At 58.3% G+C, this 23,145-nt stretch carries 18 protein-coding genes, 1 tRNA gene and 1 pseudogene; 2 read left to right on the top strand and 18 right to left on the bottom strand.

Annotated elements, in window-relative coordinates; translation table 11 throughout:
- The 18 genes and pseudogenes from B3M53_RS13610 to B3M53_RS13695 form a co-directional block, all read right to left on the bottom strand.
- A pseudogene (locus B3M53_RS13610) lies at nucleotides 1-357 on the bottom strand (hypothetical protein); the annotation flags it as partial.
- Nucleotides 354-833, bottom strand: a complete 480-nt coding sequence (locus B3M53_RS13615) for a hypothetical protein (protein WP_286800648.1) — start codon at nucleotides 831-833, stop codon at nucleotides 354-356. The pseudogene B3M53_RS13610 and the gene B3M53_RS13615, both read right to left, overlap by 4 nt.
- Before the next feature lie 109 nt (nucleotides 834-942).
- Complete coding sequence (locus B3M53_RS13620; protein ID WP_286800650.1) at nucleotides 943-4,227, bottom strand: efflux RND transporter permease subunit; 3,285 nt, start codon at nucleotides 4,225-4,227, stop codon at nucleotides 943-945.
- Entirely contained in the window at nucleotides 4,224-5,222 is a 999-nt protein-coding gene (locus tag B3M53_RS13625) for an efflux RND transporter periplasmic adaptor subunit (protein WP_286800652.1), read from the bottom strand. Before B3M53_RS13625 ends, B3M53_RS13620 begins: the two co-directional genes overlap by 4 nt.
- A gap of 81 nt (nucleotides 5,223-5,303) precedes the next feature.
- Nucleotides 5,304-5,537 (bottom strand): hypothetical protein, encoded by a 234-nt coding sequence (locus B3M53_RS13630; RefSeq protein ID WP_286800655.1) that lies wholly within the window; start codon nucleotides 5,535-5,537, stop codon nucleotides 5,304-5,306.
- A gap of 383 nt (nucleotides 5,538-5,920) precedes the next feature.
- Nucleotides 5,921-7,387 carry an RHS repeat-associated core domain-containing protein gene (locus B3M53_RS13635; RefSeq protein WP_286800659.1) on the bottom strand — a complete coding sequence of 489 codons (1,467 nt, stop codon included), beginning with the start codon at nucleotides 7,385-7,387 and terminating at the stop codon, nucleotides 5,921-5,923.
- Between the two features lie 18 nt (nucleotides 7,388-7,405).
- A tRNA-Met gene (locus B3M53_RS13640) sits at nucleotides 7,406-7,482 on the bottom strand.
- 107 nt (nucleotides 7,483-7,589) lie between these two features.
- Nucleotides 7,590-9,629, bottom strand: a complete 2,040-nt coding sequence (locus tag B3M53_RS13645) for a methyl-accepting chemotaxis protein (RefSeq protein ID WP_286800662.1) — start codon at nucleotides 9,627-9,629, stop codon at nucleotides 7,590-7,592.
- Between the two features lie 85 nt (nucleotides 9,630-9,714).
- Nucleotides 9,715-10,044 (bottom strand): energy transducer TonB, encoded by a 330-nt coding sequence (locus B3M53_RS13650; protein ID WP_286800664.1) that lies wholly within the window; start codon nucleotides 10,042-10,044, stop codon nucleotides 9,715-9,717.
- A gap of 172 nt (nucleotides 10,045-10,216) precedes the next feature.
- Complete coding sequence (locus tag B3M53_RS13655) at nucleotides 10,217-11,182, bottom strand: cation diffusion facilitator family transporter (RefSeq protein ID WP_286800667.1); 966 nt, start codon at nucleotides 11,180-11,182, stop codon at nucleotides 10,217-10,219.
- A 55-nt stretch (nucleotides 11,183-11,237) separates the two neighbouring features.
- On the bottom strand, nucleotides 11,238-12,656 hold the full coding sequence (lpdA, locus tag B3M53_RS13660; protein WP_286800670.1) for a dihydrolipoyl dehydrogenase: 1,419 nt from the start codon (nucleotides 12,654-12,656) through the stop codon (nucleotides 11,238-11,240).
- 82 nt (nucleotides 12,657-12,738) lie between these two features.
- Entirely contained in the window at nucleotides 12,739-13,350 is a 612-nt protein-coding gene (locus B3M53_RS13665) for a TetR/AcrR family transcriptional regulator (protein ID WP_286800673.1), read from the bottom strand.
- Nucleotides 13,350-13,799, bottom strand: a complete 450-nt coding sequence (locus B3M53_RS13670; protein ID WP_286800674.1) for a YiiD C-terminal domain-containing protein — start codon at nucleotides 13,797-13,799, stop codon at nucleotides 13,350-13,352. Before B3M53_RS13670 ends, B3M53_RS13665 begins: the two co-directional genes overlap by 1 nt.
- A gap of 143 nt (nucleotides 13,800-13,942) precedes the next feature.
- On the bottom strand, nucleotides 13,943-15,526 hold the full coding sequence (locus tag B3M53_RS13675; RefSeq protein ID WP_286800677.1) for a hypothetical protein: 1,584 nt from the start codon (nucleotides 15,524-15,526) through the stop codon (nucleotides 13,943-13,945).
- 244 nt (nucleotides 15,527-15,770) lie between these two features.
- Nucleotides 15,771-18,308, bottom strand: coding sequence for a hypothetical protein (locus B3M53_RS13680; protein WP_286800679.1), 2,538 nt, complete (start codon nucleotides 18,306-18,308; stop codon nucleotides 15,771-15,773).
- 175 nt (nucleotides 18,309-18,483) lie between these two features.
- Nucleotides 18,484-18,849 (bottom strand): hypothetical protein, encoded by a 366-nt coding sequence (locus B3M53_RS13685; protein WP_286800682.1) that lies wholly within the window; start codon nucleotides 18,847-18,849, stop codon nucleotides 18,484-18,486.
- Nucleotides 18,850-18,860: 11 nt separating this feature from the next.
- The gene (locus B3M53_RS13690) at nucleotides 18,861-19,442 is read right to left on the bottom strand and encodes a hypothetical protein (protein WP_286800685.1); all 582 of its coding nucleotides are present in this window, start codon (nucleotides 19,440-19,442) and stop codon (nucleotides 18,861-18,863) included.
- 124 nt (nucleotides 19,443-19,566) lie between these two features.
- Nucleotides 19,567-20,292, bottom strand: coding sequence for a hypothetical protein (locus tag B3M53_RS13695; RefSeq protein WP_286800687.1), 726 nt, complete (start codon nucleotides 20,290-20,292; stop codon nucleotides 19,567-19,569).
- Between the two features lie 38 nt (nucleotides 20,293-20,330).
- Here B3M53_RS13695 and cas1 point away from each other — a divergent pair, with 38 nt between their 5' ends.
- A complete protein-coding gene (cas1, locus tag B3M53_RS13700; RefSeq protein ID WP_286800689.1) occupies nucleotides 20,331-21,419 on the top strand; it encodes a CRISPR-associated endonuclease Cas1 in 1,089 nt (362 codons plus the stop codon).
- A gap of 11 nt (nucleotides 21,420-21,430) precedes the next feature.
- Entirely contained in the window at nucleotides 21,431-23,089 is a 1,659-nt protein-coding gene (locus B3M53_RS13705) for a DUF262 domain-containing protein (RefSeq protein WP_286800690.1), read from the top strand.
- The last annotated feature ends 56 nt before the right edge of the window (nucleotides 23,090-23,145 follow it).

Raw genomic sequence — 23,145 nt, forward strand, 5'->3', positions numbered from 1 at the left:
TGTCTCAAGATGATACGTCCAGGGTTCGGACGGAAACGCGTCGCGCTGGCGCGGGAACCAGCTGCGGTTCGGGTTCAGCCAGCTGCTGGAGCCTTGATAGACCGGCGGCTGGTATCCGGGCGCGCGTCCTCCGCGCGGCGTCCAGCGTCCTTGCTGGCGTGAGGCCTCGGACAAGGTGCGCGGTTGCCAGTCGTCGTCTGAAGCGGGACGCGCCATGCGGTCATCGTTTTCTTCGGAATCAGACTGAAAGTCGAAGAGAGACTGCCGGGCGGCGCTCTCAGAAACGAGAAACGCCGCCGTCACGCCCGCCAGAGCCACCCCCAGGGCCAGCGTCACAAGTATGGAGAAGCGGTTCATGATCCCTCGCCCCAGCCGCGTTGGGTTTCACCGAACGGGCGCTCTTGAGTCTGCGGGGCGTAGGCCGGATCCGCGTCCAGATCATTCTGATAATAATCATACCGGGGCGGCTCACAGACCGGGACGCCGCAGATGTCAGACGCGTCAACACAGACCCGGGCGTCGCGTCCGGTCAGGGTGTTTTGCGCCAGCCGTCCGTCAAAATAGCGCCGACGATAGGCGTCACGCTCCAGCTCGCGCACATAGCTTTGATAGCCATAGCGCGAGAGCTGTACACTGAGCACGCCCGAGAAACACCGGCAATTATTGTCGCCATAGGTGTCGATGCAGGCCGCATAGATGGGCTCGCTCTCTTCAGCGCCGCGCATGATGTCACTCATGCGCCAGCCGCCATAGACGAGCAATCCGATCAGGATCAGGGCCGCCAGGACCCAGACCCATCCCAGTCCGTAAGAGAATTGATCGCGTCCGTGCATGTGCGCCTGTCCCGCCTCGTCCAAGCGTTTACCCCCTGTTAAGGTTAACGTACGCTTAGGACGCCTGCCCGGCAACCAGAACGGATCAAGTTTCGGTGAGTTCCCTTTTTTAGTCCTCGGCGTGCGCTTTTCCCACATCAGTACGGTAGGGCGTGTCAGGATCCTTGAAGACCACATAGACCGCCGGGATCACCAGCAGGGTCAGAAGGGTCGAGGACAACAGGCCGAACAGCAGCGAAATCGCCAGACCCTGGAAGATCGGGTCAAACAGGATCACCGAGGCGCCCAGCATCGCCGCGAGGGCGGTCAGAAGGATTGGTTTGAAGCGAATCGCCCCGGCCCGCAGCACGGTCTCGCGCAGGGTTTCGTCCGGCTTGGCTTCATGGCGGATGAAATCCACCAGCAGAATCGAGTTGCGGACGATAATCCCCGCCAGCGCGATAAACCCGATCATTGACGTGGCCGAGAACGGCGCCCCGAACAGGGCGTGCCCGATCAGGATGCCGATCAGCGTCAGCGGAACCGGCGTCAGGATCACCAGCGGCGCCCGGAACGACCCGAACTGGGCCACCACCAGCACGTAGATGCCCGCCAGCGCCACCATGAAGGCCGCGCCCATATCGCGGAAAGTCACATAGGTGATCTCCCACTCGCCATCCCACAGCAGGGTCGGCGCATCATCGCTGATCGGTTGACCGAACAGGCGAATGTCCGGACGCGGCAGGTCCTCGGGCCAGTCTTCGCCCTCAATTCGCTCGGCGACCGCGCCCATGCCGTAGATCGGCGCTTCATAGCGGCCCGCCAGCTCGCCCATCACCATGTCGGCGAAGCGGCCGTCCCGGCGATAGATCACCGGCGAGCCCTCCACTTCGCGCACGCTGACCACATCGCCGAGCTCGACCACGGTGCGGTCGCCCGGCAGGAGATTGGCGGGGACGGGCGTGGAGAGCAGACGCTCGGCCCAGATCCGTTCTGACCGGGGCAGATCAATCGTGATTTCGAGCGGATTGCGGCCATCGCCCTGCTGGGCGTAGCCCACTGCGCGGCCATCAAGCAGGATGCGCAGGGTCTCAAACACATCGCCCTGCTCCACCCCGTAAAATTCCAGATTGTCCTGATCAAGCACGATCTGGAGCCGCGGGCGTGGCTGACCAAAGCTGTCATCCACATCGACGATGAAGTCGACGTCCTCAAAGATGCGGCGCACTTCAGACGCCACGGCGCGGCGGGTCTCGCCATCGGGGCCGTAAATCTCCGCCAGCAAGGTCGCGAGCACCGGCGGCCCGGGCGGGGTTTCAGCCAGTTTGATCACCGTGCCCTCGGGCATGGGAATCGCGCTCAACAGCTCACGCGCCTCCAGCGCGATGTCATGGCTCTGGCGGGTGCGGTGATGGCGAGAGGCCAGATTGACCTGAAGGTCGCCCTGCTCGGGATTGCTGCGAAAGAAATAGTGACGCACCAGGCCGTTGAAGTTGAACGGCGCAGACGCGCCGGCATAGGCCTGGATGGAGATCACTTCCTCGACGCCCGACAAAACGTCCGCCGCTTCAAACAGGACCCGTTCGGTGTCTTCAAGGCTCGCGCCCTCGGGCAGGTCCACGATCACCTGAAACTCTGACTTGTTGTCGAATGGCAGCAGCTTGACCGTCACAATCCCCAGCGGGATCGCCATCATGACGACGAGCGTCAGAACCCCGGCGCTGATCAGGAACGCCCAGGCGCGGGCGCGGCTTTTCACCACCCAGCCCGCAATGGCGCGATAGCCGCGGCCCAGCCGGGTCTCGCTGTCTTCCGCGCCATGGGCGTGTTCGCCGGCGTTGCTGGCGATTTTCACCATCAGCCAGGGCGTGATGATCATCGCCACGAAGAACGAGAAGATCATCGCCGCAGACGCGTTGATCGGGATCGGCGCCATATACGGCCCCATCAGCCCGGACACGAAGAGCATGGGCAGGAGCGCCGCCACCACGGTCAGGGTCGCGACGATGGTGGGATTGCCCACTTCGGCCACGGCCTCGACCGCGGCCTTGATCGGCGGACGGCCATCTTTCATCGCCCAGTGACGGGCGATGTTCTCGATCACCACGATGGCGTCATCCACCAGAATGCCGATGGAGAAGATCAGCGCGAACAGGCTGACCCGGTTGATGGTGAAGCCCAAAGTATTGGAGGCGAACAGGGTCAGAAGGATGGTGGTGGGAATGACCACCAGCACCACGATGGATTCCCGCCAGCCCACCATCAGCGCGATCAGCACTACGATGGAGATCGTCGCGAGGCCCAGATGGAAGAACAGCTCATTGGCTTTCTCCGCCGCCGTCTCCCCGTAATTTCTCGTGACCTCGACGCGCACGCCGTCCGGGATCAGCGTGCCGCGCAGCGTCTCGACGGTGTCCAGCACCTGCTCGGCCACCACCACGGCGTTCGCGCCGGGGCGTTTCGCCAAGGCCAAAGTCACCGCCGGGGTACGCACCCAGTCGCCGGTCGCGCCATGCGCCGCTTCGGCCTGGGCGTCTTCAGCATGGGCGTCGCCTTCGCGAGAGAGGGACCAGACGCGGTGATCAGAGGGTTCGGCCCCGATCACCACATCCGCCACATCACGGACATAGACGGGGCGCCCGTCACGCGTTGTCAGTAAGAGAAGACCGATGGAGGCGGGATCGCGCAGGGTTTCCCCCACCAGCGTCTGCGCCACCGCGCCGTTCTGAAACACGGGACGCACCGGAAAGGCCGAATTGGCCGCTCCGATCTTGCCCGCCAGCTGTTGCAAGGTGACGCCATAGAGCGCCAACCGCTCAGGATCAGGTTCGATGCGCACCTGATCCGCGCGTCCGCCGACCATGAAACTCAAGCCCGATCCGTCCACCGAGGTCAGCCGCGATTGCAGCTCTTCGGCCAAAGTCAGCAACGACGCGTCCGTCCAGCGTTCTCCAAGCCCCGGTTCCGGGCTGAGCGTCAGGGTCAGGATCGGCACGTCATTGATGCCACGCGCGATGATCAAGGGTTCGGGCACGCCCAGGGGCAGCTGGTCGTAATGGCCGCGGATTTCCTCATGCACGCGCAGAACGGCCAGGTCTTCAGCCACGCCCACCTTGAAGCGGGCGGTGACCACAACCTGATCATCCATGGTGTTGGAATAGGTATGCTCGACCTCGGCGATGCCGGAGATGATCGCTTCAAGCGGTTCGGTGATCAGCTCGACAGCATCCGCCGCGGCCAGCCCGTCCGCGCGCACCATGATGTCGATCATGGGCACGGAGATTTGCGGCTCCTCCTCGCGCGGAATGGTCAACAGCGCGATCAGACCCAGGCCGAGTGCGGCCAGCAAAAACAGCGGGGTGAGCGGCGAGCGGATAAACCCATTCGCCAGATGTCCAGACAGGCCCAGCTTCATGGTTGCACCAACAGGTCGCCGGACTGCAGGCCGGAGAGGATTTCAACGCGGGGTTCGCCGTCGGGCCCGTCTTGCCGCCCGCCGCGCTGCACCACCACGTCATGGGGGTGGCCGGCGTCATCCAGCACGCTGACATAATCGAGCCCATAGCGGGTCTCGATCAGATCAATCGGAATAACGACGCCGCGCCGGGCGTCGGTGCTCACAAGGACGCGCACACGCTCGCCCACAAAGAAATCGCCAAGGCCCTCAACGACCGCGTCCGCCGTCACCCGGCCCGCCTCGATGCGGGGATAAACCTGACGGATCGTGCCGGTCGCGGCCAGGCCGTCCTCGGTCATCGCCCCGCCTTCCAACGCAATGGGATCACCCTCGGCGATGAAACGGGCATGGCGTTCGGGCAAAGAGAGCCGCAGCACATAAAGATCGGTGGCGATCTCGGCGATCTGCTCGCCCGGCATCACCACGCTGCCCGCCGTCACCGGAACCGACAGCACCACGCCGGTTGCGGGCGCCAGCACATCGCCTTCACGCGAGCGCTGAACCGTCACGGCGCGCTGCTGGCGCGCGGACGCGACCTGATTTTCAAACACTTCGACCTGGGTGCGCGCCGCTTCCAGCCGCGCTTCAGCCACAAGGCCGCGCTCATACAGGCGTTGATCGCGCGCCAGATCGGCGCGGGCCTGCTCCAGCTGAGCGGTCACCGCCGCCAATTGCGCATTGAGCGACCCGATCTGCGGGGCGATCTGGTTGTCCACGACCACCGCGATCACCTCGCCGGCCTCGACCCGGTCGCCCTCGTCAATCCGCAATTCACCGATTGTGCCCGACAGGCGCGCGCGCGCCATGGTGACGTCCACGCTCTGCACGGTGGCGAAGACCGCCTTCTGATCAGTGATTTCGGTCTCGGAAACCTGATAGGGCTCATCTTGCGCCCAACTCGCAGCCGGGGTCAGACCCAGCGCAAGACATCCCAAAGCCAGCCAGCGGATCATGCAGTCTCTCCTTGTGCGCGAGCGCGGGAGGCCTCCCGCCGCGCTGAACACTTATCAAAATAGATAAGTGTGAGAGACTTGTCACCGCCCCGCGCTGCTCTGCCGCACCTGGGGGGGGGGCGGCTGGGCGCTGCGGCCCTGCCCGTCATTCGTCAGATTGCCATTGCCGTCATAGCCGAGCGCGGCGCCGGTGACAGAGGTGTACTGGTTCAGGCCATTGCTGGCGTAAGCATCAGTCGCCGAGACCGACGGTCGCCAAACCAGATCCTCGCCGCTGAGCGTGCTGGCGAGGCTTTCACTGAGGATCTGCCCCACGCCATTGGAGGTGAAGTCATAAGCGACTTCCGCCCCCGCGCCATTACACGCCGAGGCGGCCGCGCCGGTCAGATTGATGTCATGCAGCGGATATCCCCGCGCGCGGAATAGGCAAACAGCGCGGCCGAGCTATTTGGAAAAACTTACATAAAAGCAATTTTAGTCTTTAAATAAAGGAACAAGGTAATTGTAAATAGATAATACAAAAACAACCAGCATTCCGAATATGGCTGCATGTATTTCAATTCCACTACTTAGAAAGCCAATCGAGACAAAAAACAATAGAATAATATAAATCGCAAACGCCGCAACAATAGGCCTAGCAACCACGTCAATAATAAATCGAATCAATTTATTTTTATTCATAGTATTTTCACTCAACTCTAACAATTACGTTCTGACTGATCGCATTGTGCGTTCGTAGCCTCAGTGAGCGCTGGACTAACCACACCTACTGTTGCCTCAACCGCGCCAGATGCCTGATCCCTCAAAGGCGCGGCGTCTTGTGGTCGACCTACGGAACGCGCGTGCTGACCAACTGCAGGACGAACGCCTTGCAATGCCCCTCCTAAGACAGCACCTACAACGGCACTTTCCCCAATAGTATTAGCATTGAACTCGCCATCCCCTATGCCGGACACTCCTTCAGCCCCTTCTAATAGCGCTGCATCCGTTGCACCAGCCAGTCCTCCCCCGGCTGCTCCCGAGGCTGTCCTAACACCTGTTTGGGTAGCCAACCTCACGCCTGCACTAGCGGCCGTCATCCCTGTGCGAACTGCAGCTGTTTTTGCCAACTGGCCGGCTACAAAGGCGCCAGCCCCTGCACCAGTTGCACCAGCTATGGCTCCAGCGCCCGTCGACACGGCAACCCGCGCCAAGCCCTCACGCAGGCCGACATCTCCCTCCATTGCAATCGCAGCCAATTCTGTAGCAGCTCCGAATACGGCGCCAATCCCCGCACCGACGCACCAAGGACACATTCCCGTCGGATCCGTCGCATTCACCGGATCATTGCCCACATAGGCGTAGAGGTTCCACTGATCCGCATAGCCAATGGGATCCGTTGAGAGGAACCGGCCCAGATCGGCGTCATAATACCGGGCGCGATAATAATAGAGCCCGGTTTCCGCGTCATAGCGGCGGCCGGTATAGCGGAACGGATTGCCGGACTCATCACCGCGCAGCTCCACCCCATAGGGCGAGTAAACATAGCGCTCGATCGCGCCGGTCTGGGTATGGGTCACCGCCACCACATGGCCCAGACGGTCCGCGGTGTAGGCATAGGTGTCTGCGCCCGACTGGTTCGGCGCGCAATCCGCCGAGCTGCCGCAGCTGATCAACAGCACCCGCTGGTCAACGCCAGGGCCGGGAATATAGCGCCGCAGCAAGGCGCCGCAATCGCCGTCATACTCGGCGATCTCCATCGTCCCGGCATGCACAAACTCGGTGCGGGTATTGCCCACCCGCATGCGCTTGCGCCGCCCCTCGGCGTCATAGCTGAACTCGGCCTCCACACCGGCGCCAGACAGAGTCTCAAGCCGGTTCTCAGACGAATACACCAGGGTCTGACCGCGATAGGCGGTGAGATTACCATTCAGATCATAGCTGAACGCCTGACCGTCCACGCTCGCATACTGATCGAGCGGATTGGCCTCATAGGTCGCGCTGAGCGGCGAGCCGGCCTGGGCCGGGCTCCAGTCCCAGTCAGCGTTGGAGATGATTTGCGTTTCAAGCCGTCCGGCCGCGTCATAGCCATAATCAAACGACACCGTCTGGCCGTTCGAGCCCGGCCGCAGGAAGCTGACATCGAGATCGGTCAGGTCGCCGGCGGGGGCGATCAGGCAATTCAATTTTCAAAGGAGAGGAAGTGGTGGCGGGGGGGAGACTTGAACTCCCGACCTCACGATTATGAGTCGTGCGCTCTAACCAGCTGAGCTACCCAGCCAAACCGTATGTTCGCAACTGGGTCGGCTGCGAACCGGAGGGAGGCGTATAACCGCGCGCGGGCCGCCTTGCAAGGGGCCCGCGCTGATGCGGCGTCACATAAATCAGTTAGGCCGCACGGACCGAGGAGAGGAACTCGCCGACCGCTTTGCGCAGGCCGGTGGATTCTTCGGTCAGGGCGTGGCTGGCGGCGTTCACCTGGGCGGCGCACTGGCCGGTTTCAGAGGCGGCGGCGTCCACCTGGCCGATGGATTCAGACACTTCACGGGTGCCCGACGCGGCTTCGTGGGCGGCGCGGGTGATCTCGGACGCTGCAGCGCGCTGTTCTTCCATGGCGGCGGCGATGGCGGCGGAGATGTTGTTCATCTCAGAGATCACTTCGCCGATATTCTCGATGGCGCCCACAGTCTTGGTGGTCGCGCCCTGAATGCCGGAGATCTGGTCGGAGATGGACTTGGTCGCATTGGCGGTTTGTTCAGCCAGGGTTTTCACCTCGCTGGCCACGACCGCAAAGCCCTTGCCGGCTTCACCGGCGCGGGCGGCCTCGATGGTGGCGTTCAGCGCCAGCAGATTCGTCTGCTCGGCGATGCCTTCGATCAGGTTGACAATGTCGCCGATGCGAGCGGCGGCTTCATCGAGCTGAGCCACGTCCGTATTGGTCGCCTGCACACGGTTGGCGGCGTCCTGGGCGATCTCGGTGGAGCGCGATATCTGCTGGGCGATCTCGGCGATGGAGCCGGTCATCTCTTCAGCGGCGGCGGCCACGGTGTCCACGTTTTCAGCGGCGCGGCTGCCCGACGAGTTCACGCGCGCCGTGGTTTCGCCAGCGCTGCGAGAGGAATGGTCGAGCGCGGTCGCAGCGCTTTCCATTTCCTCGGCCGCGGTGCCGACGGCGTCCAGCGCGCGGCGCGAGACATCGTCGAACTGGGCCACCAGCTCTTCGATCTTCTTGGCGCGGGCTTCGCGGGCGATCCGCTCGGCTTCGCTTTCCTGTTCCAGACGCTGACGCTCGACGGCGTTCTGGCGGAAGACGGCGACGGCCTTGGCCATCTCGCCAATCTCGTCCTTGGAGTCGTCTTCGATCTCATTGCCCAGATCGCCCTTGGCGAGGGTCGCCATGGCGCGAGCGATGCGGGTCAGACGATCCAGCAGATTGCGCGAGACGTAGAAGTAACCCACGGCTCCGCCGACCGCGACGGAGAGGATGGCGAACACCCACATCAGCGCTGAACCGAACGCCATGGCGTTCAGACCGGCATTGCTGGCGGCGTCTTGCTCATTCAGCGCGCCTTCGCGGGTCGCGGTCACCAGTTCGGCCAGAGCCGCGTCCATGATGCGTGCGTCTTCGACCAGCATTTCGGTCTCGTCGATCATCTCAAGCTCGGTCTCGCGCAGGCTGAACATGCCTTGCGGGCCTTCTGCGTAGGCCAGAAGCGTATCGACGGCGTCCCGCAACTCGGGCGTCGCCACATCGCCAAGGATGGCCATATTGATGCTGAGATCATCGGCGGCGATGTAGAAATCGTCCTGAATGCTGCTGACTTCACTGGCGCTGCTCGCCGTGCTCAGCTCGGCGAACCGCGCGGCGGCCAGATTGACCGACATGGACGAGCGCAAAAGAGTCTCGATCACCCCTTCGTCACTGGTTTCATCCAGCGCGCTTTCGAGCATTTCAGACACGGCCGCGCGTTGACGCAGCACGTCGCGCATGGCGCGTTCGCGCGCTGCGCTGGATTCCAGTTTCGCGCTGACCGGGCCGGAGGCGGCCTGAACAGATGCGCTCACACCATTTAGCGCTTCGCTCAGCGCATTGGCGTTCTCTGTGCTCAGCCCCGCCTGGCGCAGAGCGTCGATCGCGGCGCTCGCTTCTTGCGTCAGCGCATCCAGCCGCGAGGCGGAAACTTGTTGGTCGATGGTGTCGCGCGAGCGTGAGAACGCCGCCAGTTCACCGGTCAGGGCGCCAGAGGCCGCTTCCAGCCGCTGGGCGGCGGCGGCACGGGGCGCAGATTCTTCAACAATGGCGTCAAGCGCACTCTTGGAGCTGGAGAAGGCAAACAAGCCCGCGGCGCTGGTCGCCAGAGTAATAACAATTACTGCAGCAAAAGCAGCCAGCAGGCGTGTCTGGACGGAATGGATCGAGATCGCCATCTATCAGCCCCAATTAAGGTTAACCCGGTAACGCGCAAAAAAAGCGGCGCAGCCAAAGATTGACTGCGCCGCCTTTACAAATGGTTTAGTCGCCGAAGTTGAAGTCGAAACGACGCTCGACACCTTCAGCGCCCGGGCCGGTGGCGTACTGCCAGCCTTCAAGAGCGCGCATCACGGAGCGTTCGAACACGCCCGCAGGGCTCGCTTCGACCACTTCCACATCAGCCACGGCGCCATCAGCGGAGACGTTGTAGCGCACGACCACATGGCCTTCGATCTCGCGGCGCTGAGCAGCGCGCGGGAATTCCGGGGCCTCGGCCTGAACCAGTTCCGGCTCCTGGAACGCATAAGCGGGGGCTGCGCCCAGACCAGCGATCAGAGACACGGCAGCGAAAACACCAGCAAACTTTTTCATAGTCACACCCAAACCTAGCAAAAGGGTCCTCGTTTTGAGGCCCGTTGACTTCCCAAAACGTCGTCGTCTGAGCGTGTTGTCCGCTCTTCCGACAATCGACAGGCATGTTTGTGACAGAAAGGGCTGAATCTTCGTTTAAAGGGTATGACTAACAATCGGTAAAATTGCGCGCCTAGAGCGTCTGGTCCGCGCAGGGGCCTGTCTCCACTTCAATTGTGGCGTGGGTCAGCCGGTACTCTTCCGCCAGGCGGGCCTTGAGTTGGAGCACGATCCGGGCTGCGTCCGCATCCGGCTCAATTCGCGCATGAAGTGTGGCCATCGGCCGGTCTGGCGTCAGCGACCAGACATGGACATGATGAATATCGAGCACGCCCGGCGTTGAGGCCATCAGGTCGGCCCGCAGCGCTTCAGGATCGATATGGTCCGGCGCGGCCTCCAGAAGAACCCGGCCCGCATCTCGCACCAGCCGCCAGGCGGACACGCCGATCAGCCCCGCGATCAGCAAGGACAGAAGCGGATCAATGGGCGTCCAGCCCGTCCACCAGATGACACCCGCCGCAATTATCGCTGCGACCGACCCCAGAAGATCGCCCATCACATGGGCCAGCGCGCCGCGAATATTGAGATTGTTCGTATCCGCGCCATGCAAGACCGCGAAGGCGGCGATATTGACCATAAGGCCCAGCACCGCGATCACCGCCATGCCGGTCGCCTGGATTTCGTTGGGCTCAAACAGGCGCATCACCGCCTCGCATACGATCCAGACCACCAGGATCGACAGCGTCACCCCGTTGGCGAACGCCGCCAGGATCTGCATCCGGTCATAGCCGTAAGAGCGCTTTGACGTGGCGGGACGGCGCGACAGACGGAACGCGCCCCAGGCCAGCAGCAGCGCGGCGAAGTCGGTCAGCATGTGCGCCGCGTCGGCGAGCAGCGCCAGAGACCCGGTCAGCAGCCCGCCGATCACCTCGGCCAGCATGAAGCTGCCCGTCAGCGCCGCCGCAATCAGCGTGCGCGTCTCATTCCGACCGTCCACCGGATGGGCGTTAGAATGACCGTGGCCATGATGGTGATCATGGCCGTCATGCTCATGGTTGTGATGATGCGGGGCGTGGGAAGGGTTGGGTTCGTCGGTCATCACTGTCCCCTACCCGCTTTGACGGGCGGGGAAAAGCGATGACATAACGTTTCGGCTAGGCCGAGATGTGGATGGGGTGCCCCAGCGCAGTCAACACGCCTTCGGCGAAGCCCTCGGTCAGGGTCGGGTGCACGTGAATGGTGCCGGCCACGTCTTCCAGCGTCGCGCCCATCTCCAGCGCCAGGGCGAACTCGCCCGAAAGCTCGGAGACGTGCTTGCCGACCGCGTGAATGCCTAAGATCACATGATCGCTCTCGCGGGCGGTGACGCGTACAAAACCGCCATCCGCGCCGCCTTCCATGGTCAGCGCCCGGCCCGAAGCCGCCAGCGGGAACTTGCCGGTGATGACGCTCTCGCCCCTGGCTTTCGCTTCATCCGGCGTCAGGCCCACGCCGACGAGTTCGGGTTCGGTGAAGCACACCGCCGCGACGGAGACCGGGTCATAGGCGCGCTTGTGGCCGGCGATGATCTCGGCGACCAGCTCGCCCTGCTTGGTGGCCTTGTGCGCCAGCAGCGGCTCACCCACCAGATCGCCAATGGCGTAGACGCCACGCATGGCGGTGCGGCACTGATGATCGATCTTCACGAACGGGCCGTCCATGTCGACGCCCATGGTCTCAAGGCCCCAGCCTTCGGTGACCGGCTTGCGGCCCACCGCGACCAGGATCTTGTCCGCTTCGATCCGCTGGGTCTCACCCTTGGCGTCTTCAAACTCGAGGAAGGTCTGACCGCCCTCCTCGACCGCGCCCTTGGCCTTGCAGCCGGTATGCAGCGCGACCTTGTTCTTCTTCAGCCACATCTGAACCGGACGGATCATTTCCTTGTCATAGCTGGGCAGGATCGTGTCCGCGGCTTCCACGACGGCGACCTCGGAGCCCATCTTGCGGAAGGCGATGCCCAGCTCGAGGCCGATATAGCCCCCGCCCACAACAACCAGCTTCTCGGGCCGCTCGGTCAGTTCCAGCGCTTCGGTGGAGCCGATGACGTTTCCGCCAAAAGTCATGAAGGGCAGCTCGGTCTCTTTCGAGCCGGTGGCGAGAATGACGTTTTCCGCCGTGATTTCGACGGTCTCGCCGTCTTCCATCTCGACGACGCAGGTCTTGGCGTTCTTGAAACTGGCCCAACCGGAAACCGCTTCGACCTTGGCCGCCTTGATCAGCTGGCCGACGCCCTTGGTGAGCTTTGAGACGATGCCGTCCTTCCACGCCGTCACGCCCGCCATGTCCAGGGTCGGCTCAGAGACTTTCAGTCCCATCTCGTCTTTCTGGGCGTGATGGACCATCTCCTCATACTTGGACGCGGCGTGGATGAAGGCTTTGGACGGGATGCAGCCCCGGTTCAGGCAGGTGCCGCCCAGGCCGTGCTTGTCCACGATGATGGTGTCGAGCCCCAGCTGGCCCGCACGGATCGCAGCGGGATAGCCGCCCGGACCGCCGCCGACGACGAGAACCTGACAGGTGCGCTTGGTGGACATGGGGAGCTCCCTGAAAACGACATGACTTCGCGCCTTGTCTAGTCGGTTCAGGGCCGACTTCCAACACTTGGAATGTCAAAGATCAGGAGCGGCCAAATCTGAGCAATTGTCCGGTCAAAACACCATTGACTTGATCGGTCACAAAGGCGCGTAAATCCTCAGGGCTTCGCGACATCAGGGAGGCAGTGCTCGCAAGCGTCACAAGTCCATAAGCCGCCGCCAGCGCCGCAAAGGCGAGATCGCGCGCGTCCGTCTCCCGCTCACCCGGCCCGGCGCCCAGCGCCAGACGTGACCAGATCATCAGCTGATCAAGCTCCGCCTTCACCGCCGCGCCCAGCGCCGCATGAGCGTCCATCGCTTGACGCGAGCGGGTCAGCATCAGCGCATGCAGATGCGGGTGATCGAGCGCGAAGCAAACATAAACCTCGAACGCCGTCTGAAGCGGGTTCGAAGCGTCCACGCACCCGGCAAGCTGGAGGCTGAGAAGCTGGCGATAGCCCTCGGCCGCGACCTCGGCGAGGACGGCGTCCCGGTCAGGATAGTGGCGGTAAAGCGCGCGATGATCGACGCCCACCGCTTTCGCCAAAGCCCGCATGGTCAGAGCGTCCAGGCCGTCCTGCTCAATCATCTCAAGGGCAGCCCGGGTCGCCGTCTCGCGCACATCGCCATGATGATATTTGCGCGCCTTCGCCATCAGCCCGTTTTCTTGACGTGCCAGTTCACCACCATGTCAGCGACGGTCACGCCTTCGGCGTCGGTAATGGCGACCTTGATATCAAACACCACCTTGCCGGCCTTCTCCAATTCCTTGCGGATGGTCTCGGCGTCTGAATTGGCGACCGCTGTAGCCGTCAGATCGGTCTTGCCGGTCTTGAGGTATTTGATGCTGGCGTCCGCCGCCACGGGCCGCGCCGCCATCAGCTGATCGCCCAGCACGCCGCCCAGCGCAGCGCCCGAGGCCGCCTCGCCCAGCGTGAACATCGCGCCCGCATGCATGGTCTGGATGTGATTCTCCACCTCCGGCCTCTTGGCCAGACGCGCCACGCCGCGCTCGGGCGACACCTCCAACAGCTCCACGCCCGTCACCGTCGCGAACGGCACCGACTTGTCCATATGGTCGCGGATCATTTCGTAAATCGACATCAAACCCTCCTAATGTCACCACTGGTGACATTAGGAGGCGCGGGTGGGGGTGGCAAGGAGGAAGTGAGGAGTGGGTTGAGGTGGAGGCTTCCCCTCTCCCCTCAGAAAGGGGAGGGGTATAGATAAATCAGAGAAGAAAAGGATTAGCCATCCGCTGGCTCTAGCCCTTCAAACATCTTCAACCTGGCATTTGAGGACACACATATACTCGTGTAGAAATCATTATGTGCTTTCATCAAGTCGCCTGATAATAAACAAATAGACCGAAACCTGTCGCTTTTAAATTCAAATGAAAAGGACCCATCATTAACGAAATCAATATTGCGAATATTTAAATCAAATGCCAATCCATACCAGTTGCCCCCTATCTTAATCGCTGTAACATAGACACCTAAATCTTCATCGGTAATATCCCCCTCAGAAATGGAAGAATCCTCCATTTCAGCTGTTCCGCTCAGGCTCTCAATTCCTCGTGCAACATTAGCAAATGTCACCAATTTTTCTGCATTCTCGAAAAGGTCACTTAACGAACCCTCGGCGACCTCGGATTGGCCGCAATAGGTTAGCAGATAGTTCGCAGCCTCTAGTATTTTTTCATATTGAGCCAATTGAGGATCATCCTCAAGAAAAGGCCCCATCTCCATCTGCATGCCGCGTACGTTTTTTTCTTCTAATGTTAATATACACGCCTCTCTGTTTAGAGCGTTGATTATTTTAATATCGTTATACAATATTCTTATATTTTGTATCTTTAGAGCATCTATATCGATATTGAAATTGAAATAAGATTTTGAGATATCTATAGAGAAATTGGAGCCTTTAATAATAAACTTCAAAAATTCTTTACGGATATCGGGAATAGCGGGAATAATCAAGTCAGCATCTATTTCTACACTAATCTCTCGATTTGTGGCCTTGCCTTCGCATTTCAAGCGTATTGCTTTGGGGCGTGGGGACACGGACAGCTCTGCTGTTTCCGCTTCGGTAAAAGGCGCAGACCTTCCCTCAATTGGCAAATCGATATTGAATCGCCTTTCTTTGATCTCCATATGGCAAACCTTCAGAGGGCGAATACCCAGTAAACCGTCAACAAATTCCTCATAATTGCTGCAATCAAATGAAATAGTTCCGCTATAGCGATCATCATTATATCCAATACTTTTTAAGGATTGAATTTTCCAATAAGCATAATCATCGATATTTGGCGGCATTAAATCTAAGAAGTTTTTGATCCCATCAGATTTTTCAATATCTATGCTTGTAGCATCAGATATACTAATTGATACGTATCGATTTGTTATTAATTTGTTTTTGGAAGTAGCTAACCTTAATGCACGAAGTATCTTACTTAAATGCTTCTCTTCAAAATGCATAATCTTTGTAGATAGAATCTTATATTCCGGGCTCAAGATTACTATAAAAAGAAATGTAGGCTCAACTGATTTTGTAATATATTCACACGTTGAAAGCTTAAGTCTGATGTATTTGGAATTTTCATTTATCGCTTTAACCTGAACCCCTGCCTTGAAAGCAGCTGGTCGAACATCCATTGCTTTTATTGGTGAAAAATGATTGGACGGAATTTCAATTAAAAAGTCCTTTCCGGTTAAATCTCTATTAAATTTATTAGCAATTATACTAGAACTTGTACAATATCGCTCAAATGATAGCTCTGCAAAGTGTCCTCTATCGAGGGATTCGATACCTTTCTGTTGTTTTCTATTCACGTTTGACCCCATGTTTGCATTGGTCGTGTTATCTTGTAAATTATGCTGTGCTCGATGATATTCGCTTCACTGTGCTACGCATGCCGGAAAATTTGGAATGCCATCCGAGCTTCAAACTTTATCGCCTTAGAGTGCGCCAGCATATTATAGCCCTTAAGGGGCAACGTCTGAAACAGTGGGGGCCTATCCAAGTATTTAGGGGGGCGTCTAAGCTGCGCTCGCGACTAAGAAGTGGCAATACGGCCTATTCTTGTAGATTATCTTCCCTATGGAGTTTAGCCACTAAGTCTTTCATAGACGCAAGATCGCTACCCTGTCCAAACTCCCCAACCCCATTCGCCTCCTTCCCGATCAGTATTACGCTATCGGCGCTCACATGCCGCTTCAACGTCTCTCCACACTCCGCATATCCCGCCCGTTCGAATTTCCATTCCGGGCTTATGTGGTAGCGGGTCAGCGCCCCGGCATAGGTCTGCATGACCTCACGCCCTACCGCTTCACCCGTGACCCGGTCGAACGCCCGCGAGGCCGCTAGCGCTGGATCGCGTTCGAAGGCGGCCACGGGCTTCGCTGTTGACGCTTTTGACGGTCGCCCGCGTTTGCCGGGCGCGGCACCTAAGTCTTCCGCCAGCCCGCATTGGATCGCGGGCTTTGTCTGGAAGCCTACTAGGAAGCCAAAGGGCCTGATCTGCGCGGCATAGGATTTGCCCGCATTGTAGTGATCCATCCATTTGAGAAGGGCCGGACTGGTCGCGCCATATCGGAGCGCTACGGGCTTGTTGAGCGCCGCGTGGTAATCGAGCGGCACAAGGTCAGGTGTTCCTTGTAGAGCCGCTGAGAGGATCGCGTACCAAAGGTCAAACTGCCAGCGGCGGACGCCGAGTTTCCCAAGCGGGACGATAGGCGCGGCTACGCCTGGCGCGGAATCATCTTCACCATAGGGCGGTATGAGATGGCCTAGACCGTGCGCGGAGGCCTTACGGATGACTGGGCGGCCCTGATCATCGACGTTAAACAGCGCATAGCGTTTCGCGGAGATCGCGAACGCATAAAGAGGCTCAAACTCCCCACCGCCCGTGAAGTTCACATCCTCCATCTGCAAGATGGAGCCGGGCTTGGTATAGGGGTTGAGCGGTTCAAACCAATCTATGACGGCTTGAGCGCGTTCGCGGAAGTCTGAGCGGTCCATACCGTCAGACCGGGCGATCGCCAGGCTGTCTGTGTCGCAAAACGCCCAGCTCAGGCCTTGAGTTTTGGCTTGCGCTTCAGCCAGGGCCAACATGAGACGCGCCGCCGCTGTGATGGTGACGCCCAGGATCGGATGAAAGTAATTGCCCGGCTGTTCAAGAGCGGTGCTTTCCGCGTCATGGAAAACGCCATCCGGCCCCGCTATGCGGATCGTTTCTTTTTTCGGCGCATTATCGCGCTGCATTTCAATGAAAATGCCATAGGAGGTCGAATTGGCGAGAATTTTGATCGCCAATTGTCGATCATCACCGCGTGCTTTCGCGTCGTCGCGTAAATCAATGAGCCGCTTAAACAGATCATCTTTTTGAGGATCAATTTCGAAGTTCGGGTCTCCAAAAAGACGGATAGGCTTTAGCCCCTTTTGTGCTGGACCAGGCGTAAAGACGCGCGCTTCTAAAACCTCCGGCGTTTTGCCGGTCAAAAGCTTCGCCGCGATCACATCAGAAAGCGCATACCAGACCTCGCACTCAGAGCTGAGATGGTTGAGCCCAATCGTGTTGACCTGGCCATCGTACTTTGCCCGCACCGGGAACAAGTCTTCATCCGGGCGTACGCGGCATATGGAGGGCAAACGCCGCCAGGTGTCAGGGTTTTGCAGGTCATCCAGTGTGACGCTCGCCAGCAAGGCGCGCACCTCATCTGTGCCATCGCTCACCTGGTAGCCCTCAGCGATCACAAAACGCCAAAGCCCCATGAGCGTGTTCACGGTCGGGTACATGGATTTGAAGTCGGTATAGATCACTTCAGTGATCGTGCGGCGGATACGCACTTCCGCCCGTCCGCCATAGTAGGCGCACATGATCGGACCAAAGCTCGCCCGGTCGATCTCCTGGCTGACCAGGAGCGGCTGAACGCCCATTTGCGTGAGATAGGCTTTGCCTAGACTCGCTTCGCTGAGGATGCGTGAGAGGTCGCGTCCCAGGCCATGGCGGGCGTATTCAGACTTGAGCGCCAGGTAGCATTCCCAAGTGGCCTGGACGTCTGCCCGCGCATAATCGAGATAGCTATCCGTCAGGGGGCCACCGTGTTCCTCACTGCCGCTTTTGCGCGTCACCGTGCCGAGGCAGTCGGTGAGGCTTTCCAGGCTATGCGAGCGAGACGTCAGAGCGGCGGCGACGGTTTTAAGGTCGATGAAATAGCCGCGATGGGCTTGGATCCGTTGACCGCGTTTGCGCATGCCGCGTGGCGTTTCATTCACACCAGGGATTGCAAAGTCGATCAGGCTTGCGGTGCGGCTAAGATGTTTGACGCGGATGCGCGGCCGGCGTTCAGTCTGCACCAGATTGAACGAGAACCCGCCGCGCATGCTGCCCCGAGCGGGGCCGTGCTTGATCGCCACCCGTGAGATGTCAAAGGGCAGGTTGAAGCCAATAACGGATCCGCTCTGATCATAGCCGACGCGCAGCAAGACTTCCGCGTTGAAGCTATCAACGTCTCTGAGGGTGAGGCCGTGCCTAGCGCAATAAGAACGAAGCGCCGCTATCTCAGCGCTTGAGAGACTTCCCGCGCGATAGAACGCGCCTTCCTCATCCAAGCGCTCGCCGTCATGGACTTGATAGAAGCCCACGCGAAGCTCTTGGCTGGGATCGGTCGTGGTCTCGGTGTCAAAGGTCACAGACCAGGGCGACGGTCCTATGTCTGAACTAGACGGATTGCGTGGCACAAAGCCCGGCTTTTCCGTATAGGCGCGCACCGCGATCTGATCAGGGCTAGGTAGGGTCATGAGAGCCCCCATACGCATACGCGCCCAGGCCAAGCAGGCGCTCGCCAAATTCACGCACCGTCTGAGCGATCAGAAGCAGGAGATCGGCCAGGCCGCACAAATAGCGCCCGATCATCTCAGAGCTTGGATCAGACGCTTGAACCTCTGCGCGGTCCTTTTGCGGGTCGGTGAGCTTGCGGTGACAATTACGGCAGACAATCGCGAGATCCTCATGATGGGCGCGCTCGCCAATATGATGAAGCTCCAAGCAGAAAGCGTTGCTTTCACCGCAAGTCACGCAAGAGGGCGTGCGCGTCCCTAAGCGGCGACAAGCCCGCTCAAGACGTGAGTTGTAGTCGGTCTGCGTGGTCATGTCTGACCTCCTTAGGTGTCCGTGATGGCGTAGATTTCGTGGAACACGGGCTCCTCCAAGGCCGCGATGCGGTGGAGCGTGTTGGGATCGGTTTCGAAGGGGTGGAAGCGGCCATGGATGTCTGTCACCCCGTCGCTTTGAAGCGGGGCGAGAAGGGCTATGTCATTGGTTTGAGTAAAGCGGCCTTGCGCCTGCCAGGCGCGCCCGGCCTCAGAGGCGGGCTTGAAGCCAGGAACAAAGATAGTCTTGACCTGGCCTTGCGAGATCACCGGCAAGCGGCGCACGCGAGGATCGTGGAGTGTCCAGACGCGGCCTTTGCGACTGGCGAGATTGCGCAGCTTCAGGAAGCGTCTGAGGCGCTTCTCAGAGACACCAGCTTCTCGCGCGGCTTGGCCAATCCCGGTCCCTTCACGCATGAGGCGGATGGCGGCTTCGGTCTCAGGGGTGCTTGCAGGAAGGCGCTCGGCGAAGGTCGCCAGCGGCTCGCCCTTGCGGGGGTGGCCGCGTGCCTGGGAAGGCGTCAGGCCACGCGCCAAGCCCCGCTCAAGGCGGCGGCGGTATTCGGCTTTGTAGTCGCGTTGTTTGCGTGACACGAGAGGCTCCAGATCAGGCCCTTTGGGCTAGAAACTGGACAGTCATCCCTCGTATTTCTTTTAAAAATAGAGCTATAAAATCTATAATTTGACAAAGAATTGTAGCTTTTATAGCCACATAGAATCAGTGGTTTAGCTTTCTGTGTTCGGTCTCGTACTTTGCGATGGTTTTCTCACTAAACCCTGGGGTGGATTTAGGATCGATACCGGCTTGCTTTTTGATGGCTTTATAATAGCAGGCCCGACGCTCACTCGGTGGCAGCCCCCAATGGTTAGGGCTCAGCGCACAATGTCTAATTGCCGCTCGAATGATATCCTTATTGGAGGGCCTGCCGCGGCGCTCAGTAGCTTCTACCGCATAGTGACTATTCGCTGTCGTCGGTGTGTTCTGAGTGTCGGCAATGCTCGAGCCAGCCTCTCTACTAAGGACAGACTTTGAAACGTCGAGCCTATCGATAGGCAGCACCCGAACTTCAATGAACTTCGTTCCGTAGCCTGAGACTTCGTTATGGCCCCAATTGATCGTGAAACCCTCGGCGCTTTCACGAAACACGCCAGCGGGTATGCGCACGATTGAGGATGCAACGCCGTTAGAAAGATCACGCCCAAAAGCGACGAAATCGCCGTCTAGCAAGCTGTCTAAAAACTCTGATTTGAACTTGAGTATTTGCAGATCATATTGGGACTTTCCAGCTTCTACTCGCTCTACATCCTCGTAAGGCACCTCACGACGTAGTTCGCGAAGGCGCTGCTTTGCTTCACGAGTTGGTAAACCATAGTCAACGAACTCATACCAGGCGTGACTAATTGGTTCGCCGCGAGCCCATCTTTCTTCTTCCGTTGCACTCATAGGCTGCTAGGATTCCCTCAAGGCGTTAGGGGGAGCCAATGCATCAAGCGCGCAAAATTGAGGCGGAGACTCAAACCGCTATTCCATCAGATGAGTGGGCGGTGCGCTGTCGATATTGGCTCGAACAATACGAAGTCTCTATTCCCAGACGAAAGCGGCGGGAGCGTCAAGCTCACCCACTCATCCTCACAGGCAACGGCCTCTCTCTAAGGGTCAATCGCGGAAGCCTGGTTATTAAAGACGGGCTCACCCACTACCCCCAGGAAAAGAAAGAATACCGGCTCTTTCCTAGTCAGCTCGAAAACCCGCCACGGATTGTTCTGGTGGATGGATCAGGCGAGATCACACTCGATGCGCTCGATTGGCTGGCAGAGCAGGATATACCGCTCATACGCCTGAAATGGGATGGCCAAGTGGTCTCCGTAGTCGGCCAGACCGGGTATGCAGCTGATCCAGACAAAGCGGCCTGGCAAACCGAAACGCGCGCAAATGAAGCGGCTCGCGTCGCTTTTGGCGTTCCGCTAATCCGCCAGAAGATCGAAGGCACGCTAGAAAACCTAATTGAGCTTTTTCCGGCCTCTGAGCCTCAAGTGCGGGCGATCAAAACTGCGGAGGTCGTACTTGAAGCGCTAGACAGTGAAGCGCCAAAGACAGTGTCAGACCTTATCGGATTAGAGGGTAAAGCGGCAAACGCATACTTCCGCGTGTGGGCGACGGTGCCGATCCGCTGGAAAGCCAGTGATCGCCACACAGTGCCAGAGGATTGGCTGACTTACACATCACGTTCAGCCCTAAGAGCAAAGCGCGTCCCATCGAACCGTCGCGCGACGCACCCCGTCAATGCAATGCTGAATTACGCCTACGGAATGCTCGAAATCCGGACCCGCATCCAGGCGATCGCGGATGGGTATGATCCGACGCGTGGGATCGTGCATGGTGACCAGGCCAGCGGGCGGGATACGTTTGTGTTCGATCTCATGGAACCGGGGCGACCGGTGGCGGAGCGGCGCGTGTTGGAGATGCTGCGAGAGCATGAGTTTGCAAAGGCGGATTTTCGACTGACCAACAAGGGGACATGTCGCGTAGTACCAGATGCGGTTTCCTATATCTTCAAAACCAAAGTATAATGGAGTTAGGCATGCAACTCGATCCAAAGCAATACAGTATAAATAATTTATTAAACGGTCGGCTTTTTCAAATCCCTGAATATCAACGAGCATATTCGTGGGGAAAAAAGCAACGACGTGATCTATTCGATGATATTAAAGAAGTGCAACGCTCTAAACGAGATCACTTTCTTGCCACGATTGTTGGACTAAAGCGCAAAACCGTCGAAATTCCACCAGACGAATATACACAGGTTGATATTGTCGATGGCCAGCAACGAATTACCTCGATTATTATTTTGCTGAAATCCATCGAAAAACATTTCGACAAATCGGGCGAAAATGAGAAGATCAAGACGTCTGTTAAAGAAACTCTAATAAAGAGTGATCTTTATTCCCTCATACTTCTTCAAACAAATCATGATTCGAGTAATATATTTTCGGATTACATTCGAAAGGGGACCTTCCCAAAGTCTGCAAATAGGGCGTCAGATAAAAACCTTATAGACGCGATTGAAGAATGTGAGCGGTTCGTTGAAGAATGGGCTGATTCTGACAAGGTGCTAAACCTTCTATCTACTTTAAAGAATCGTTTATTTGTTATTTACCACGAAGTCTTTGATGAAGAAATCGTGTACCGTGTATTCGAGGTTTTGAATAGTCGGGGTCTCGAGGTTCGGTGGCTCGATAAGTTTAAAAGTCAGCTGATGTCTCTCGTGTTTCATTCAACAACCACCGGAAATAGAGAGGCCGCACTCTCTGAAATTCGAAACACTTGGCGGACTATCTACGATTTTCTGGGACTAGATGAGGCGACAGGGGATGAGGCTCTACGCATATCCGGAACGCTCAAGTCAACCGAATTAGAAAACCGGATAGTGAATCAGGAGCAGGCCGCAGAGAATCTATTGATCGTCGCGGACGCTGATCTGCCATCAATCGCATCCGTGGCTAACTGGGTAAAAGAAGCCACGCGAGTTTTGACAGAGTTAAAAGCTGATCCACGATTACGTGCCGTGACGAAAATTGGCCATGCTAGATTTCTAGCATGTTCAATTAAGCTGAGGCGCTATGAACCCTCTGATGAAGCACGTTTAATGCGAGCTTGGGAAGCAGTAACATTTCGGATTTTTGGCCTGCATGGAGCAGATGCCCGCCACAAGGTCGGTGATTTTGTTAGGTTGGCGCAACGAGTTCATCGAGAAGAACTCAGTGCTGACACGCTGGAAGACGAGATACTCAGCTTGGGCAAAGACTATCCAGTAGAAAGCGCGGTTGCTGATTTGGGGGAATGGAATGAATGCTATTACGAATGGCAAGAGGAATTGAGATACTTGTTGTTCCGTTACGAAGAGCGTCTCGCTAGCGAACGTGGGGAAGATTTGAACGAAGTGCAGTGGAAAAAGATTTGGGCATCTGATCCAGCGAAATCCATAGAACACATTTCGCCTCAATCTGCAGCGAAAGGATATGTCCATAACCTGGGAAACCTAACGATTTTACCCCCGAAGGTGAACTCTAGGCTGAAGGATAAGCCTCCATTGCAAAAAGCGGAGGCCTACCTAGGAAGCGGGTTGCAAATCACCACAGCAGTCGGCAATCAAATAAAAAATGACGGAAAGTGGGTGAAGAAGCACGTGGAAGACCGTTGCGATCGGATATTGAAGTTCGTTTTAGATGAGTGGGGCTGAAATAGAGCTGTGATGCTTCCCGCGTATCGGGAAATCCGGATTTTTAAGTGGATATA

The sequence above is a fragment of the Oceanicaulis sp. UBA2681 genome, from assembly GCF_002354675.1.
Lineage (GTDB): Bacteria > Pseudomonadota > Alphaproteobacteria > Caulobacterales > Maricaulaceae > Oceanicaulis > Oceanicaulis alexandrii.

Excerpts from the sequence above, each read along its gene's own strand:
- B3M53_RS13615 (WP_286800648.1), bottom strand. The coding sequence starts at position 833 with ATGCACGGACGCGATCAATTCTCTTACGGACTGGGATGGGTCTGGGTC.
- B3M53_RS13620 (WP_286800650.1), bottom strand. The coding sequence starts at position 4,227 with ATGAAGCTGGGCCTGTCTGGACATCTGGCGAATGGGTTTATCCGCTCG.
- B3M53_RS13625 (WP_286800652.1), bottom strand. The coding sequence starts at position 5,222 with ATGATCCGCTGGCTGGCTTTGGGATGTCTTGCGCTGGGTCTGACCCCG.
- B3M53_RS13645 (WP_286800662.1), bottom strand. The coding sequence starts at position 9,629 with ATGGCGATCTCGATCCATTCCGTCCAGACACGCCTGCTGGCTGCTTTT.
- B3M53_RS13650 (WP_286800664.1), bottom strand. The coding sequence starts at position 10,044 with ATGAAAAAGTTTGCTGGTGTTTTCGCTGCCGTGTCTCTGATCGCTGGT.
- B3M53_RS13655 (WP_286800667.1), bottom strand. The coding sequence starts at position 11,182 with ATGACCGACGAACCCAACCCTTCCCACGCCCCGCATCATCACAACCAT.
- lpdA (WP_286800670.1), bottom strand. The coding sequence starts at position 12,656 with ATGTCCACCAAGCGCACCTGTCAGGTTCTCGTCGTCGGCGGCGGTCCG.
- B3M53_RS13665 (WP_286800673.1), bottom strand. The coding sequence starts at position 13,350 with ATGGCGAAGGCGCGCAAATATCATCATGGCGATGTGCGCGAGACGGCG.
- B3M53_RS13670 (WP_286800674.1), bottom strand. The coding sequence starts at position 13,799 with ATGTCGATTTACGAAATGATCCGCGACCATATGGACAAGTCGGTGCCG.
- B3M53_RS13685 (WP_286800682.1), bottom strand. The coding sequence starts at position 18,849 with ATGACCACGCAGACCGACTACAACTCACGTCTTGAGCGGGCTTGTCGC.
- B3M53_RS13695 (WP_286800687.1), bottom strand. The coding sequence starts at position 20,292 with ATGAGTGCAACGGAAGAAGAAAGATGGGCTCGCGGCGAACCAATTAGT.
- cas1 (WP_286800689.1), top strand. The coding sequence starts at position 20,331 with ATGCATCAAGCGCGCAAAATTGAGGCGGAGACTCAAACCGCTATTCCA.
- B3M53_RS13705 (WP_286800690.1), top strand. The coding sequence starts at position 21,431 with ATGCAACTCGATCCAAAGCAATACAGTATAAATAATTTATTAAACGGT.